Origin of the sequence: Microbacterium sp. (genome assembly GCF_043427715.1) — a bacterium.
Taxonomy (GTDB): domain Bacteria; phylum Actinomycetota; class Actinomycetes; order Actinomycetales; family Microbacteriaceae; genus Microbacterium.
This window is the reverse complement of sequence record NZ_JBHWTD010000024.1, coordinates 1-13151: the sequence shown is the minus strand read 5'-3', so window position 1 is coordinate 13151 and position 13151 is coordinate 1. Positions and strand designations below refer to the sequence as shown.

At 69.7% G+C, this 13151-nt stretch carries 17 protein-coding genes; 10 read left to right on the top strand and 7 right to left on the bottom strand.

Going from position 1 to position 13151, the window contains the following annotated elements; translation table 11 throughout:
- Positions 1–68 precede the first annotated feature (68 nt).
- Positions 69–542, top strand: a complete 474-nt coding sequence (locus ACHFGS_RS02295) for an Lrp/AsnC family transcriptional regulator (protein WP_394278300.1) — start codon at positions 69–71, stop codon at positions 540–542.
- On the opposite strand, the gene ACHFGS_RS02290 is transcribed toward ACHFGS_RS02295, so the two are convergent.
- Entirely contained in the window at positions 490–1503 is a 1014-nt protein-coding gene (locus ACHFGS_RS02290) for a DMT family transporter (RefSeq protein WP_394278301.1), read from the bottom strand. The genes ACHFGS_RS02295 and ACHFGS_RS02290 overlap by 53 nt on opposite strands.
- A 103-nt stretch (positions 1504–1606) precedes the next feature.
- Here ACHFGS_RS02290 and ACHFGS_RS02285 point away from each other — a divergent pair, with 103 nt between their 5' ends.
- A complete protein-coding gene (locus ACHFGS_RS02285; RefSeq protein ID WP_394278311.1) occupies positions 1607–2167 on the top strand; it encodes a CGNR zinc finger domain-containing protein in 561 nt (186 codons plus the stop codon).
- Here ACHFGS_RS02285 and ACHFGS_RS02280 read toward each other — a convergent pair.
- Positions 2127–3026: an alpha/beta fold hydrolase gene (locus tag ACHFGS_RS02280; RefSeq protein WP_394278302.1), complete on the bottom strand. Its 900-nt coding sequence runs from the start codon at positions 3024–3026 to the stop codon at positions 2127–2129. The two genes, ACHFGS_RS02285 and ACHFGS_RS02280, sit on opposite strands and share 41 nt — an antisense overlap.
- A 101-nt stretch (positions 3027–3127) precedes the next feature.
- On the opposite strand from ACHFGS_RS02280, the gene ACHFGS_RS02275 reads away from it, so the two are divergent.
- Positions 3128–3901 (top strand): exonuclease domain-containing protein, encoded by a 774-nt coding sequence (locus ACHFGS_RS02275; RefSeq protein WP_394278303.1) that lies wholly within the window; start codon positions 3128–3130, stop codon positions 3899–3901.
- Between the two features lie 61 nt (positions 3902–3962).
- Here ACHFGS_RS02275 and ACHFGS_RS02270 read toward each other — a convergent pair whose 3' ends face one another.
- From ACHFGS_RS02270 to glgA, 3 genes are all read right to left on the bottom strand, one after another.
- Complete coding sequence (locus tag ACHFGS_RS02270) at positions 3963–4214, bottom strand: type B 50S ribosomal protein L31 (RefSeq protein WP_394278304.1); 252 nt, start codon at positions 4212–4214, stop codon at positions 3963–3965.
- An 80-nt stretch (positions 4215–4294) separates the two neighbouring features.
- Positions 4295–5080, bottom strand: a complete 786-nt coding sequence (locus tag ACHFGS_RS02265; RefSeq protein ID WP_394278305.1) for an ABC transporter ATP-binding protein — start codon at positions 5078–5080, stop codon at positions 4295–4297.
- Between the two features lie 10 nt (positions 5081–5090).
- Positions 5091–6284, bottom strand: a complete 1194-nt coding sequence (gene glgA, locus ACHFGS_RS02260) for a glycogen synthase (protein WP_394278306.1) — start codon at positions 6282–6284, stop codon at positions 5091–5093.
- Positions 6285–6380: 96 nt separating this feature from the next.
- Here glgA and ACHFGS_RS02255 point away from each other — a divergent pair, with 96 nt between their 5' ends.
- From ACHFGS_RS02255 to ACHFGS_RS02245, 3 genes are all read left to right on the top strand, one after another.
- The gene (locus ACHFGS_RS02255) at positions 6381–7625 is read left to right on the top strand and encodes a glucose-1-phosphate adenylyltransferase (protein ID WP_394278307.1); all 1245 of its coding nucleotides are present in this window, start codon (positions 6381–6383) and stop codon (positions 7623–7625) included.
- Positions 7626–7656: 31 nt separating this feature from the next.
- On the top strand, positions 7657–8292 hold the full coding sequence (gene serB, locus ACHFGS_RS02250; RefSeq protein ID WP_394278308.1) for a phosphoserine phosphatase SerB: 636 nt from the start codon (positions 7657–7659) through the stop codon (positions 8290–8292).
- A 76-nt stretch (positions 8293–8368) separates the two neighbouring features.
- On the top strand, positions 8369–9061 hold the full coding sequence (locus ACHFGS_RS02245) for an alpha/beta fold hydrolase (protein WP_394278309.1): 693 nt from the start codon (positions 8369–8371) through the stop codon (positions 9059–9061).
- Between the two features lie 21 nt (positions 9062–9082).
- On the opposite strand, the gene fabG is transcribed toward ACHFGS_RS02245, so the two are convergent.
- Complete coding sequence (gene fabG, locus ACHFGS_RS02240) at positions 9083–9793, bottom strand: 3-oxoacyl-ACP reductase FabG (RefSeq protein WP_394278310.1); 711 nt, start codon at positions 9791–9793, stop codon at positions 9083–9085.
- A gap of 99 nt (positions 9794–9892) precedes the next feature.
- On the opposite strand from fabG, the gene ACHFGS_RS02235 reads away from it, so the two are divergent.
- The 4 genes from ACHFGS_RS02235 to ACHFGS_RS02220 are packed head-to-tail and all read left to right on the top strand — an operon-like array spanning position 9893 to position 11799.
- Positions 9893–10408, top strand: a complete 516-nt coding sequence (locus tag ACHFGS_RS02235; protein WP_394289100.1) for a DUF4190 domain-containing protein — start codon at positions 9893–9895, stop codon at positions 10406–10408.
- A 16-nt stretch (positions 10409–10424) separates the two neighbouring features.
- Positions 10425–10775, top strand: coding sequence for a DUF3099 domain-containing protein (locus tag ACHFGS_RS02230; RefSeq protein ID WP_394279232.1), 351 nt, complete (start codon positions 10425–10427; stop codon positions 10773–10775).
- Entirely contained in the window at positions 10772–10972 is a 201-nt protein-coding gene (locus ACHFGS_RS02225; RefSeq protein WP_394279231.1) for a hypothetical protein, read from the top strand. The genes ACHFGS_RS02230 and ACHFGS_RS02225 overlap by 4 nt, the downstream gene beginning before the upstream one ends.
- The gene (locus ACHFGS_RS02220; RefSeq protein WP_394279230.1) at positions 10969–11799 is read left to right on the top strand and encodes an SURF1 family protein; all 831 of its coding nucleotides are present in this window, start codon (positions 10969–10971) and stop codon (positions 11797–11799) included. Before ACHFGS_RS02225 ends, ACHFGS_RS02220 begins: the two co-directional genes overlap by 4 nt.
- Positions 11800–11850: 51 nt before the next feature.
- On the opposite strand, the gene ACHFGS_RS02215 is transcribed toward ACHFGS_RS02220, so the two are convergent.
- On the bottom strand, positions 11851–13151 hold a 1301-nt coding region (locus ACHFGS_RS02215; protein ID WP_394289099.1), incomplete at its 5' end, for an ABC-F family ATP-binding cassette domain-containing protein.

Here is a 13151-nt window from a genome sequence, read left to right as displayed (position 1 = left end):
AACCATCGGCGTGGCGATTGAGCATCCTGCGCAGACCGCCCGGGCGTGTCCTGCTAGGGTTTCGCACTATGAGCGCCCTGGACCACGTCGATCTCGAGCTTCTGAACGCCCTCGCCGACGACCACCGCGCCACCGTCGTGGCCCTCAGCGAACGTCTCGGCCTCTCCCGCAACACCGTGCAGGCGCGCATGGCGAAACTCGAGCGATCGGGGGTGTTCCTCTCCTTCGAGCGGGCGATGTCCCCGGCCGCTCTCGGGTACGCGATCGACGCGGTCCTGCAGGTGCAGGTGCGACAGGCGGACCTCCCCCGCATCACCGTGGAGCTGGAGCGGATCCCCGAGGTCGTGCAGTGTCACGGACTGAGCGGACCGGTCGATCTGCTCGTCCGGGTGGCGGCGCGCGACACCCAGCATCTGTTCGACGTCGACGCCCGCATCCTCGCGATCGACGGGGTGGAGCGCACGGAGACCTCCCTCGCGATGGGCGAGGTCATCGGATACCGGGTCCGACCTCTCCTGGCAGAGGCTCGACGGGAGCACTGACCTCGTCGGCGAGCCGCGCATCGAGTCGCACCAGGATCACACCCACGAGGATCAGCGCGCCGCCGGCGAACTGGACCGGCGCCGGCGTCTCGGCGAGCAGGATCCACGCGAACATCAGCGCGAACAGGACCTCGGACAGGCCGACGAAGGATGCCACGCGCGACCCGATCCGCGGCACCGCCATGACTCCGAACGCGTACCCGACGGCCGTGCACAGACCGACGAGGGTGAGCGCGCCGAGGGCGGGCAGCGTCATCCCGACGATGTCGACCGTGATCGCCGGGGCGGTGAAGGGAAGGATGCCGACGAGCGCGAGTGCGCCGATGGTCGCGGCGCCGACGAGCAGGCCGCCCGAGGCGAGGGCGAGCGGGGGAAGGTCGGGTCCGGTCTTCTCGCTGAGCACGAAGTAGAAGCAGACGCAGACAGCGGCCAGGAGCGCGAAGAACACGCCGAGGGCGTCGGCGCTCGCGCTCGTGACGTCGACGACGAGAACGAGCCCGCCGATCGCGACGACCGAGCCCGCCAGCACCGCCTTGGAGGGGGTCCGCCGCGTGCGGAACCACACGAACAGGACGAGCATCACCGGGGCGAGGTACTGGATGAGCAGGGCGACGGCCACCGGCATCCGCTGCATCGCCGAGAAGTAGAACAACTGGCATCCGGCCACCGGGATGAGACCGAACGCGGTCAGCGACAGCCAGTGGGTGCGCAGGAATCCACGGTGTCGGCGCATCGTGCGCACGAGCGCGGGAGCGAGGACGAGTCCGGCGACCCCCATGCGGATGAACAGCACCGCGGCGAGCGACCAGCCCTGCTCCAGGAGGGGCTTCGCCACGGGTCCGCTGACCGAGAACGCGAGGGCGCTCACCACGGCGATGACGAGGCCGGACGTGGCCGATGACCGCTGCGGCGATGCCGCGGGGACGGGGCGGGGAAGAGTGAGAGGCGCCGTGTGCGTCACCGGGGTCGTCCTTCGAGCGGGAACAGCGAGGCCACGCCAGGCCGTAAGGAGTGAAGTGTGCTAACACTGGTGACAGTACTGCCAACGATCGTCAGGAGTCAACATCATGTTCATCCGTGACACCGAACAGTCGCTCCGGGCGGCCACCGCCCTCGTGAATTCGCTCCCCGAGACCGATCCGGACGGGCAGGATCGCCTCGCGACCCAGGAGGATCTCGCCGCTTTCCTGCAGGAGTTCCCCTACAGCGGCAGCATCCGCCGCGACGACGTCGAGCTCTCCGAGCTCCGCGCCGCGCGCTCGCGACTGCGGATGCTGTGGGCGGGAGACCGTGAAGGCGCCGTCCCCATCGTCAACGCGATGCTGCGGGAGGGGAAGGCGCTCCCCCAGCTGGTCATCCACGACGAGTACGACTGGCACATCCATGCGACCGACGACAGCGCGCCGCTCGCGACTCGCATCACGGTGGAGGTGGCGATGGCGTTCGTCGACGTCATCCGCTCCGACCAGTTCGACCGCGTGCGCGAGTGCGACGCCGACGACTGCTCAGCCGTCTACATCGACTATTCGAAGAACGGCTCGAAGCGGTATTGCGACACCGGCAATTGCGGCAACCGCATGAACGTCAACGCGTACCGGCGTCGGAAGGCTGAAGAAAGCGCGTGATGGCGGATGCCGCGGCCTGCGGCGTTTCATAGTGGATGAGGTGTCCCACGTCGGCGATCTCCACGAGCTCGGCGTTCGGGAAGAGCTCGCGCAGGGTGCGCTGCGCCGTGATCGGCGTGATGTCGTCCTTCTCTGCGGCGATCAGGAGCGTGGGCTGCGCGATGCGCGGCGCCGCGGCGCGCACATCGTGCGAGACCGACGTGACGAAGCCGTGGTGCAGCGTGTCGCGGTCGGAGAAGCGCGAGAAGTAGGTGTCGTGCTGGTCGTGGATGAAGGCGCGAAGAGTGCGGTCCCGCGTCTTGGCCATCGCGACGCTCGTGATCCGCACGATGAGACGATTGCGCAGCAGCGCGTCGCCCAGCGCTCGCGGCAGAGCGGCGCCGGCCCAGTAGTAGAAGATCGCGAGGCGGGTGAGCAGGCCGCGCGGACCCTCCAGCGCCGGGGCGCCGATCGGGTTGACGAGGATGAGCCGGTCGGTCGGCAGCCCGCGGGCGACGGCGGCCGACGAGACGATGGAGCCGAACGAGTGCCCGAGCACCACGGCATCCGGAGCAGCCTGAGCGGCGAAGTCCGTGAGCCAGTCGACGTACGTGTCGAGGTCATGCCGGCGGCCCGGGATCGGCGGGGTCTCCCCGAAACCGGGCAGGTCGGGTGAGATGACGCGGATGCCCTCCAGATAGGCGACGATCGGCTCGAGGCCGTGGTGCTCGCCCCGGTACCCGTGCACGGCGAGGATCGTGGTCTCGGCGTCGGCCGGCCCGTACACCCAGTACGTCGTCGTCGCCCCGAGGACCTCGACGTCGCGTCGCTCGACGGGGATCGCGGCGAGCCGCTCGGCATAGGGGTTCGGCGCACTCACCCGACGAGTCTACGAGCGCCCGGCGCGCGGAGGTGACGGCCCGGTGGCGGCGCGCGGCGTGCCGACCGCGGGATGTCGGCGGCCCGTCCTAGCGTCGGAGTGTGACCATCGCAGGAGCCGACCCCACGCCCCTCTGGGATGACGCCTGGCTGGCGTCAGCCGTCGAGGGAGTGCCGACTCCCCCCGCCGCGCAGGGTTGGGCGGCACGGGTCGGGGTGTTCGACCTCGAGACCACCGGCGTCGACGTCGCGACCGACCGTGTCGTCACGGCGTACGTCGGCGTGCTGGACGGCACCGGCGCGGTCGTCGAGTCGTCCAGCTGGATGGCCGATCCCGGCATCGAGATCCCGGCCGGCGCGACCGCGGTGCACGGCATCACGACGGAGCGGGCCCGTGCCGAGGGCAGACCCGCCGCGGAGGTCGTCGCCGAGGTGGTGGCGGCGCTCGCCGGCCTGTTCGCACAGGGCATCCCGGTCGTCGCGTACAACGCGTCCTACGACTTCTCGCTGCTCAAGCACGAGGCGCTGCGCCACGGTCTGCCCGCGCTCGACTCACCCTCCCCGGTCATCGACCCGCTCGTCGTGGACAAGCGCGTCGACAGGTACCGCCGCGGCAAGCGCACCCTCGAGGTCGTCGCCGCCCACTACGCGGTCACCCTCGACGGCGCGCACGACGCGACCGCCGACGCCGTCGCCGCGGGGCGGGTCGCGCAGGCGCTCGCTGCACGGTTCGATTTGCCGGAGTGCCCCGTCGCCCTTCACACGCAGCAGATCTCATGGGCACGAGAGCAGGCCGAGAGCCTCACCGAGTACTTCGTGCGCATCGGGCGGCTCGCCCCCGAGGAGGTCATCGACGGCGCCTGGCCCGTTCGCTGAACCGGTCCCCGCGCCGAAAACGACGAGAGCCCCGCCGAAGCGGGGCTCTCGAAGCGGCTGCCTACTTGCTGCCGAAGTTCTTGAAGCGCTGGTTGAACTTCTCGACGCGGCCGGCCGAGTCCATGATGCGCTGCTTGCCCGTGTAGAACGGGTGCGACGCGGACGAGATCTCGACGTCGATGACCGGGTAGGTCTCGCCGTCCAGCTCGATCGTCTTCTCGCTGGTGACCGTCGAACGGGTCAGGAAGGTCTCTCCGGAGCCGAGGTCGCGGAAAACGACGGCCTTGTACTCGGGGTGGATGTCAGTCTTCATTGGGTTCCTCACGAAGTGCCCTGGATTTTGCCAGGTGCGGGTGGAAGTCTGCGGCGCGAGTGCGCCAAAGAGAGATCTTATCAGGATGCCGCGCGCGCGGCGAACCGGCCACCGTCGGCGGTGAGCGTGATCGGCATCCCGAACGTCTCACTGAGGTTCTCGGCGGTGAGGGTGTCGGCGATCGGGCCCGCAGCGACCGCCTTGCCCTCCCGGAGCAGGAGGACGTGGGTGAAGCCGACCGGGATCTCCTCCACGTGATGCGTGACCATGATCATGGCGGGCGTCGTCTCTTCCTGCGCGTAGCCGCCGAGGAGCGTCAGCAGCTCCTCGCGGGCACCGAGGTCGAGGCTCGCGGTCGGCTCGTCGAGCAGCAGGAGCTCGGGGTCGGTCATGACCGCGCGCGCGATCTGGACGCGCTTCTGCTCGCCGTCGGAGAGGGTGCCGAACGTGCGCTCGGCGAGGTCGGCCAGGCCCCACTCCCCCAGCACGCGGCGAGCGCGACGCTCGTCGATGGCCTCGTAATCCTCGCGCCAGCGCCCCACGACGGAGTACGCAGCGGTCAGCACCACGTCGATGACGCTCTCGTCCTGCGGGATGCGCTTGGCCATCGCAGAGGACGCGAACCCGATGCGGGGACGCAGGTCGAACACGTCGGTGCGGCCGAGACGCTCCTCGAGCACCGTGACGGCGCCCGAAGTCGGGTGGACGAGGGTCGCGGCCAGTTGCAGGATCGTCGTCTTGCCGGCGCCGTTGGGCCCGAGGACCACCCAGCGCTGGTCGGACGCGACGGTCCAGTCGATCCCATCGACGATGTTGCGGGCGTTTCGGCGGACGACGACGTCGGTGAGTTCGAGGACCTCTGGCATGGGTCCCAGCCTATCGGCCGGATCCGGCGACCTCGCGGTAGAGGTCGGCCGTGGCGTCGGCGATCGCCTCCCAGCTGAACTCGGATGCCGCCCGCTCCCGTCCTGCGGCGCCGTAGGCGGCCGCGCGCTCGGGGTCGGACACCACCTCGGTGAGGACGGCGGCGAGGTCGGCGACGAAGCGCTCGGGGTCGACGGGTGTGCCGGTGCCGTCCTGCACCTGCTCGATCGGCACGAGCCGCCCGGTGACGCCGTCGACGACGACCTCCGGGATGCCGCCGGTCGCCGTCCCGACGACGGCGGCGCCGCACGCCATCGCCTCCAGATTGACGATGCCGAGGGGCTCGTACACGGAGGGGCACACGAAGGCGGTCGCGGCGGTGAGGATCGTGCAGAGGTCCTGGCGTGGCAGGAACTCCTCGATCCAGACGACGCCTTCCCTCGTCTCCTGCAGGTCGCGCACGAGCCCCTGCACCTCGGCCATGATCTCGGGAGTGTCCGGCGCCCCGGCGCACAGGATCAGCTGCACGTCCGCGGGCAGGCGTTCCGCGGCGCGGAGGAAGTACGGCAGGCCCTTCTGGCGGGTGATGCGTCCCACGAAGACGACGGAGGGCCGGGCGGGGTCGATGCCGAGGCGCTCGAGCAGCGCGGCATCCTCCCGCGGCTGCCAGGCCTCGACATCGATGCCGTTGTAGATGACGCGCACCTTCGCAGGGTCGAGGTTCGGGTAGCTGCGCAGGATGTCGCGGCGCATTCCGTCGCTCACCGCGACGACGGCTGCAGCGTTCTCGTACGCGGTCTTCTCGATGTGGCTCGACACGGCGTAACCGCCGCCGAGCTGCTCCGCCTTCCACGGCCGGAGCGGCTCCAGCGAATGCGCGGTGATCACGTGCGGGATGCCATGGAGCATCCCGGCCAGCATGCCCGCGAAGTTCGCGTACCAGGTGTGACTGTGCACCACGTCGGCCCCGGCGACGTCACCGACGATCTCGAGGTCGGTGCCGAGGGTCTGCACGGCGCCGTTGGCCGACTGCAGCCCGGCGGGCACGCCGTACGAGGTGGTGTCTGGCTCATCGCGCTCGGCGCCGAAGGCCCTCACCTGCACCTCCATCCGCGAGCGGAGGGACCGCACCAGCTCGGTGACATGGACACCCGCTCCCCCGTAGATCTCCGGCGGGTATTCCTTCGTCACGATGTCGACGCGCATGTTCCGAACTCTAGGACACCGAGCGGGTCCGCGGACACGCGAAACAACTCGCCGCACGCATGTCCACGGAGACGGAAACCGTCCTAGTGTGGGCACATGCCAGCATCTCCGAAGGTCCTCGGTATCGTTCTCGCCGGCGGCGAGGGCAAACGGCTCATGCCATTGACGCAGGACCGGGCCAAGCCCGCGGTCCCGTTCGGAGGTCAGTACCGGCTGATCGACTTCGCGATCTCGAACCTCATCAACTCGGGGCTGCGCCAGATCGTCGTGCTCACGCAGTACAAGTCGCACTCGCTCGACCGTCACGTGTCGCAGACCTGGCGCATGTCCGCGCTCCTCGGGTCCTACGTCACCTCGGTGCCCGCGCAGCAGCGCCTCGGCAAGCGCTGGTTCTCGGGCTCCGCCGACGCCATCCTGCAGTCGCTCAACCTCATCCACGATGAGAAGCCCGACATCGTCGCGGTCATCGGCGCCGACCACGTGTACCGCATGGACTTCCAGCAGATGATCGACGCCCACATCGCCTCCGGCGCCCGTGCGTCGGTCGCCGGCATCCGTCAGCCGATCGCGCTCGCCGATCAGTTCGGCGTCATCGACGTCGACCCCGCCGACGGGTCCACGATCCGCGATTTCCTCGAGAAGCCGCAGAACCCCGCCGGCCTCGTCGACAGCCCGCACGAGGTGCTCGCATCGATGGGCAACTACGTCTTCGACACCGATGCGCTCATCGAGGCGGTCGAGTCGGACGGCGAGCTGCCGACGTCGAACCACGACATGGGCGGCGACATCATCCCGTATTTCGTGAACCGTCGCGAGGCGCACGTCTACGACTTCAAGCGCAACGACGTGCCGGGGTCGACCGATCGCGACCGCGACTACTGGCGCGACGTGGGGACGATCGACTCGTTCTTCGATGCGCACATGGACCTGATCTCGGCGCTGCCGATCTTCAACCTGTACAACACCGACTGGCCGATCCGCTCGCAGTCGGTGAACTCGCCGCCCGCGAAGTTCGTGCGCGACGGGGTGGGCCGCATCGGCAACTCGATCGATTCGATCGTCTCGCTCGGCTGCGTCCTCTCCGGAACCCACCTCGAACGGAGCGTCGTGGGCCCGTGGACCCTGTCGGGCGGCGGATCGACGATCACCGACTCGGTGCTGTTCGACTACGTCAGCGTCGGTGCGGGAGCCCGGGTGCACCGGGCGATCCTCGACAAGAACGTCGTCCTGGAGCCGGGTGCGACGGTCGGCGTCGACCGCGAACTCGACCTGTCGCGCGGCTTCACCGTCACCGACAGCGGCCTGACCGTCGTGGGCAAGAACGTCCGCATCACGGCCTGAGCGGCCACCGCCGAGCCGGTAGCGTGGACGAATGCCCGCGCCTCGCTTCCTCGTCGTGTTCGACGCTGATTCCACGCTCATCCGCAACGAAGTGATCGAGCTGATCGCCGATGAGGCCGGTCGGGGCGCTGAGGTGGCCGAGGCCACCGAGGCCGCCATGCGCGGTGAGGTCGACTTCGCCGCGAGCCTCCGTTCCCGCGTCAGCGCGCTCAGCGGGGTGCCGGTGGCCGCGTTCGCGCGTGTGCTGGCCCGCGTCGAGCCGACCCCCGGCGTCCGCGAGCTCATCGACGCGATCCATGAGCGGGGCGGCATTGCCGCGGTCGTCTCCGGCGGTTTCCACGAGATCCTCGACACCATCGCTCCGAGCCTGGGCATCGACGTGTGGCGGGCGAACCGCCTCGCCGTCGCCGACGGCGCACTCACCGGGGTGGTCGACGGTGCCATCGTCGACGCCGCCGGCAAGGCCGACGCACTCCGTGAGTGGGCCGGCGCCCACGGCATCCCCCTCGCACAGACCATCGCGATCGGCGACGGCGCGAATGACCTGAAGATGATGGATGCCGCCGGCCTCGGCATCGCGTTCAACGCCAAGCCCGCCGTGCGCGCCCAGGCAGACCTCGTCGTCGGCCCCGTGGACCTCGCCCAGGTCATCCCCCTCCTCCCCTGACACCCGCGGTACCTCGGGCGGCGTCGCCATGCGCAGGGCCCTGGTCCGTGTCGGAACCCGGTCGTAGCCTCGCCGTATGCGAATCCTCCTGATACCGGGCCTCTGGCTCGACGCGTCGTCGTGGGATGCCGTGGTCCCGGGCCTCCGCCGCGGCGGGCACGACACGGTCGCCCTCACGATGCCGGGTGTCGGTGCGCCGGCGACCCAATCCGCCGCCATCGGCATGGCGGAGTGGGTGGGCGCCGTCGTCGCCGAGATCGACGCGTCCGCGGGTCCCGTCGTCCTCGTCGGCCACAGCGGGGGCGGCAACGTCGCGTGGGGTGCCGCCGCGGCGCGACCGGATCGCGTCGCCCGGGTTGTCTTCGTGGACACCGTCCCGCCCCCGCCCGGCGGGACGATCTCGGAGTTCCCCGTCGTGGACGGTGTGGTCCCGTTCCCGGGCTGGGACTACTTCGACGAGGAGGACGTCTGGGACCTCGACCCGACCGTCCGCGCCGAGACCGCGCCGCGTACGAAGTCGGTGCCGGCCCAGGTTCCGACCGACGCGATCGGCGAGATGGACCAGGCTCGTTTCCGGGTGCCGGTCACGCTGCTGATGGGTGGCCTCGACGAGGAGACCTTCCGACGGCTGTCCGAGAACTGGGGCGCCACCGGCGCCGAGTTCGCGGCGATCGAGGACGCTGCAGTCGTGCGCCTGGACACCGCGCACTGGCCGCAGTTCACTCAGCCGGAGCGGCTGACGGAGGAGATCCTCGCAGCGATCGGCTGAGACCGATGCCTCGGGCTCGCGTCAGTGCCCCATGCCGAGGCCGCCGTCGACGGGGATGACCGCGCCGGAGATGTAGGCGGCGTCGTCGGAGGCGAGCCACGCGACCACACCGGCGACCTCCTCGGCGCTGCCGAAGCGTCCCGCGGGGATGCTCTTGCGGTAGTCCGCCTGGGTGTCCTCCGGCAGCGCCGCGGTCATGTCGGTCTCGATGAATCCGGGCGCGACGACGTTGGCCGTGATCGAGCGGGCACCGAGCTCGCGCGTGATCGAACGCGCGAAGCCGACGAGCGCGCTCTTGGAGGAGGAGTAGTTGACCTGACCGGCCGAGCCGTAGAGGCCGACGACGGAGGAGATGAGGATGACGCGCCCCCAGCGGGCGCGGAGCATGCCCTTGGCTGCCCGCTTGACGACGCGGAACGTGCCGCCGAGGTTGGTGGAGACGACCGAATCGAAATCTTCCTCGGTCATCCGGAGCAGCAGCGTGTCCTTGGTGATGCCCGCGTTGGCGACCACGACGGCCACGGGCCCGAGCTTCTCCTCGACCTCGCTGTACGCGGCGTCCAGGGCGGCCGCATCGGTGACGTCGGCGCGCACCGTCAGCGTGCCCGTGGGACCTTCGCCCGAGCGCGCGGTCACCGCGACCTTGTACCCGTCGGAGACGAACCGCTCGGCGATGGCGCGGCCGATGCCGCGGTTTCCACCGGTGACGAGGACGACGCGATCGCTGGACATGGTGATGCTCCTTGGGGGTCACGGCGAGGGAACCGCCCCAGCCTATCGGCGCGCATCCCCGGTACGCTGGAGAGGCACCCCTGACGAAGGAGACATCCCGTGACCGATGCCACGAATCCCGCCTCGCCGCAGCCGCCGGCGACGCCGCACGCCGAGGCCGGTCCGACGCCCCCGCCGCCGCCCGCGCCCCCGTACGGGACCGCGTCCCACGCCGCCGCGCCGTACGGCTCTTCTCCCTACGGCAACCCCACGCAGGCACCGCCCAGCTACGCCGCTCCGCAGTACCCCGCCTCGGCATACGGGCAGCAGCCCGCCGTGTACGGGTACGGACAGCCCGAGGCCCGGACCAACGTCCTCGCGATCATCTCCCTCGTGGCATCCATCATCGGACTCACCGCCGTCCCGTTCCTGGGCTCGGTGGCCGGCGTGATCACCGGCCACATGGCCCTGCGCCAGCTCAAGACCTCCGGCGAGAAGGGTCGCGGACTGGCCCTCGGCGGCACGATCGTGGGATGGATCGGCGCCGGTTTCTGGATCCTCGTGATCGTCGTGTCGATCATCGCCTTCCTCGCCTGGGGCGCCGTGATGATCGACATGAGCAATTCCTGGAGCTGAGCTCACGTCACGTCGCATGAGACCCGCACCACCGCAGTCGGCGACCTCCCTCGCCACCGCGCCGGAGGATGACGCCCGCGCTCGTACGCGCAAGTACTTCATCGTCATGACGGTCCGCGTCACCTGTTTCATCCTCATGGTCAGCGTCACCCCGTACAGCTGGTACACCTGGATCTTCGGACTCGGCGCCGCTGTCCTCCCCTACCTCGCCGTCGTCATCGCGAACGTCAGCGCCGCACCGACCGCGCGCAAGGCCGAGGAGCCGTTGCGCGCCGTGGACGCTCCCCCGTCCGCCCCGGCGGGCGAGCCGGGCCCGACGGACGGCATCATCCGCATCCAGGAGACCCGTCCGGAGGAAAAGCCATGACCGCGCAGTGCTCGCGAGCCGGATGCCGCGCCGACGCTGCGTGGCAGGTGATCTGGCGGAACCCCCGCATCCACACCGCCGACCGCCGGAAGATCTGGGCCGCGTGCGACGAGCACGTCGAGTACCTCCGCGAGTACCTCGCCACCCGGAACTTCCCCGTCGACGTGGCGCCGCTCGAGCGGGTCGACGCGTCGTGAACGGCCGCACAGCTCTGCGGTGGAGTGGGTACATCGCCGTCGCGATCGTGTTCGCGATCGCCTGCGTCTGGCTCTCGAACTGGCAGTTCACGCGCAGCGACGAACGTGAGGCCGAGCTGGCGCTCGTCGCCGACAACTACGGACAGGACCCTGTCGCGCTCGGCGACCTGATCGCGCCGGGCTCGACCTTCGACGCGGACGACGAGTGGCGCCCCGTCACGGTCCGCGGTGAGTACATCTCCGACGAGACCCTGCTGGTGCGAAACCGTCCCCGTGGCGGCACCAGCGCGTTCGAGGTCCTGGTGCCGTTCCGCACCGATGACGGCCGCATCATCATCGTCGACCGCGGCTGGGTGCCGCCGGGCACCGATCAGCCCGAACCCGATGAGATCCCGGCCGCTCCGACGGGCGACGTGACCCTCACCGGTCGCCTCCAGCCCGGCGAGATGGCCGCCCGTGACGGCCGTTCGGCCCCGGAAGGGCAGGTCGCGACGATCGACCTTCCGCTGATCGCCGAGCAGCTCCCGACCTCCGGCGAGGTCGTGACGTCGGCGTACGTCTTGATGACGACCGAAGACCCCGCACCCGCCGCCCGCCCGAATCCGCTCGACGCTCCGTCGGAGGACCCGGGTCCGCACCTGTCGTACGCGATCCAGTGGATCCTGTTCGCCGTGATGGGCTTCGGCTTCATCTGGTACATGATCCGCACCGAGATCCGGGCGCGTCGCGAAGAGCAGGAGGATGCCGCCGGCGCGAAGTCCCGGCCCGTGCGTCGCCGCCGCGACCGCGACATGGAAGCCGAGGACGAACTCCTCGACGCGCTCTGAGCACGCGGCATCCGCTCGGAGACAGGCTCACGCCCCGGAAAGCGGGAGTCGTCAGGCGAGCGTGATGAGGTCGATGTAGTCGCGACCCCAGATGTCTTCGACGCCGTCGGGCAGGATGAGGACGCGCTCCGGGTTCAGCGACTGCACGGCCCCCTCGTCGTGCGAGACGAGGACGACAGCGCCCTCGTAGTGCGCGAGTGCGTCGAGGATCTCCTCGCGGGACGCCGGGTCGAGGTTGTTCGTGGGCTCATCGAGCAGCAGCATGTTCGCCGACGAGACGACGAGCGTTGCGAGCGACAGGCGCGTCTTCTCACCGCCGGAGAGAACCCCCGCGGGCTTGAGGACGTCGTCGCCAGTGAACAAGAACGAGCCGAGCACCTTCCGCGCCTCCGTGGCGGTGATGTCCGGCGCCGCCGACATCATGTTGTCGAGAACGGAGCGGTCGACGTCGAGATTCTCGTGCTCCTGCGCGTAGTAGCCGATCTTCAGGCCGTGGCCGGGCTCGATGACACCGGTGTCGGGCTTGTCGACACCGGCGAGCATGCGCAGGAGCGTCGTCTTGCCGGCGCCGTTGAGGCCCAGGACGACGACCTTCGAGCCGCGGTCGATCGCGAGGTCGACATCTGTGAAGATCTCGAGGGACCCGTAGGACTTGCTGAGCCCCTTGGCCATGAGCGGCGTCTTGCCGCACGGCGCGGGCTTGGGGAACCGGAGCTTCGCGACGCGGTCGTCCTGACGGACGTCTTCGAGCCCGGAGAGCATCTTCTCGGCGCGGGCGACCATCTGGTGCGCGGCGGCGGCCTTCGACGCCTTCGCGCCGAATCGGGCCGCCTGCAGCTGGAGCGCAGTGGCCTTCTTCTCGATGTTGGCGCGCTCCTTCTTGCGGCGCTCCTCATCAGCCACCCGCTGACGCAGGTAGTTCTTCCAGTTCATGTTGTAGACGTCGATGACCTGACGCATGGCGTCGAGGTAGAACACCCGGTTGACCGTCTCGCCGACGAGGTCGATGTCGTGGCTGATCACGATCAGCCCGCCCTTGTACCCCTTGAGGAACTCGCGCAGCCACACGACGCTGTCGGCGTCGAGGTGGTTCGTCGGCTCGTCGAGGATCATCGTCTGCGCGTCGGAGAAGAGGATGCGCGCGAGCTCGATGCGTCGTCGCTGACCGCCCGATAGCGTCTTCAACGGCTGGTCGAGGATGCGGTCCGGCAAGGAGAGGTTGTGCGCGATCGACGCGGCCTCCGCCTCGGCGGCATACCCGCCGAGCGCTTCGAAGCGCTCGGTGAGGTTGCCGTACCGCCGCATGGCCTTCGCCGCCACGTCGGCGTCGTCGTCGGCCATCTGCTCACACG

Excerpts from the sequence above, each read along its gene's own strand:
- ACHFGS_RS02265 (WP_394278305.1), bottom strand. The coding sequence starts at position 5,080 with ATGCCAGAGGTCCTCGAACTCACCGACGTCGTCGTCCGCCGAAACGCC.
- ACHFGS_RS02225 (WP_394279231.1), top strand. The coding sequence starts at position 10,772 with ATGACCGCGCAGTGCTCGCGAGCCGGATGCCGCGCCGACGCTGCGTGG.
- serB (WP_394278308.1), top strand. The coding sequence starts at position 7,657 with ATGCCCGCGCCTCGCTTCCTCGTCGTGTTCGACGCTGATTCCACGCTC.
- ACHFGS_RS02270 (WP_394278304.1), bottom strand. The coding sequence starts at position 4,214 with ATGAAGACTGACATCCACCCCGAGTACAAGGCCGTCGTTTTCCGCGAC.
- ACHFGS_RS02255 (WP_394278307.1), top strand. The coding sequence starts at position 6,381 with ATGCCAGCATCTCCGAAGGTCCTCGGTATCGTTCTCGCCGGCGGCGAG.
- ACHFGS_RS02245 (WP_394278309.1), top strand. The coding sequence starts at position 8,369 with ATGCGAATCCTCCTGATACCGGGCCTCTGGCTCGACGCGTCGTCGTGG.
- ACHFGS_RS02230 (WP_394279232.1), top strand. The coding sequence starts at position 10,425 with ATGAGACCCGCACCACCGCAGTCGGCGACCTCCCTCGCCACCGCGCCG.
- glgA (WP_394278306.1), bottom strand. The coding sequence starts at position 6,284 with ATGCGCGTCGACATCGTGACGAAGGAATACCCGCCGGAGATCTACGGG.
- fabG (WP_394278310.1), bottom strand. The coding sequence starts at position 9,793 with ATGTCCAGCGATCGCGTCGTCCTCGTCACCGGTGGAAACCGCGGCATC.
- ACHFGS_RS02295 (WP_394278300.1), top strand. The coding sequence starts at position 69 with ATGAGCGCCCTGGACCACGTCGATCTCGAGCTTCTGAACGCCCTCGCC.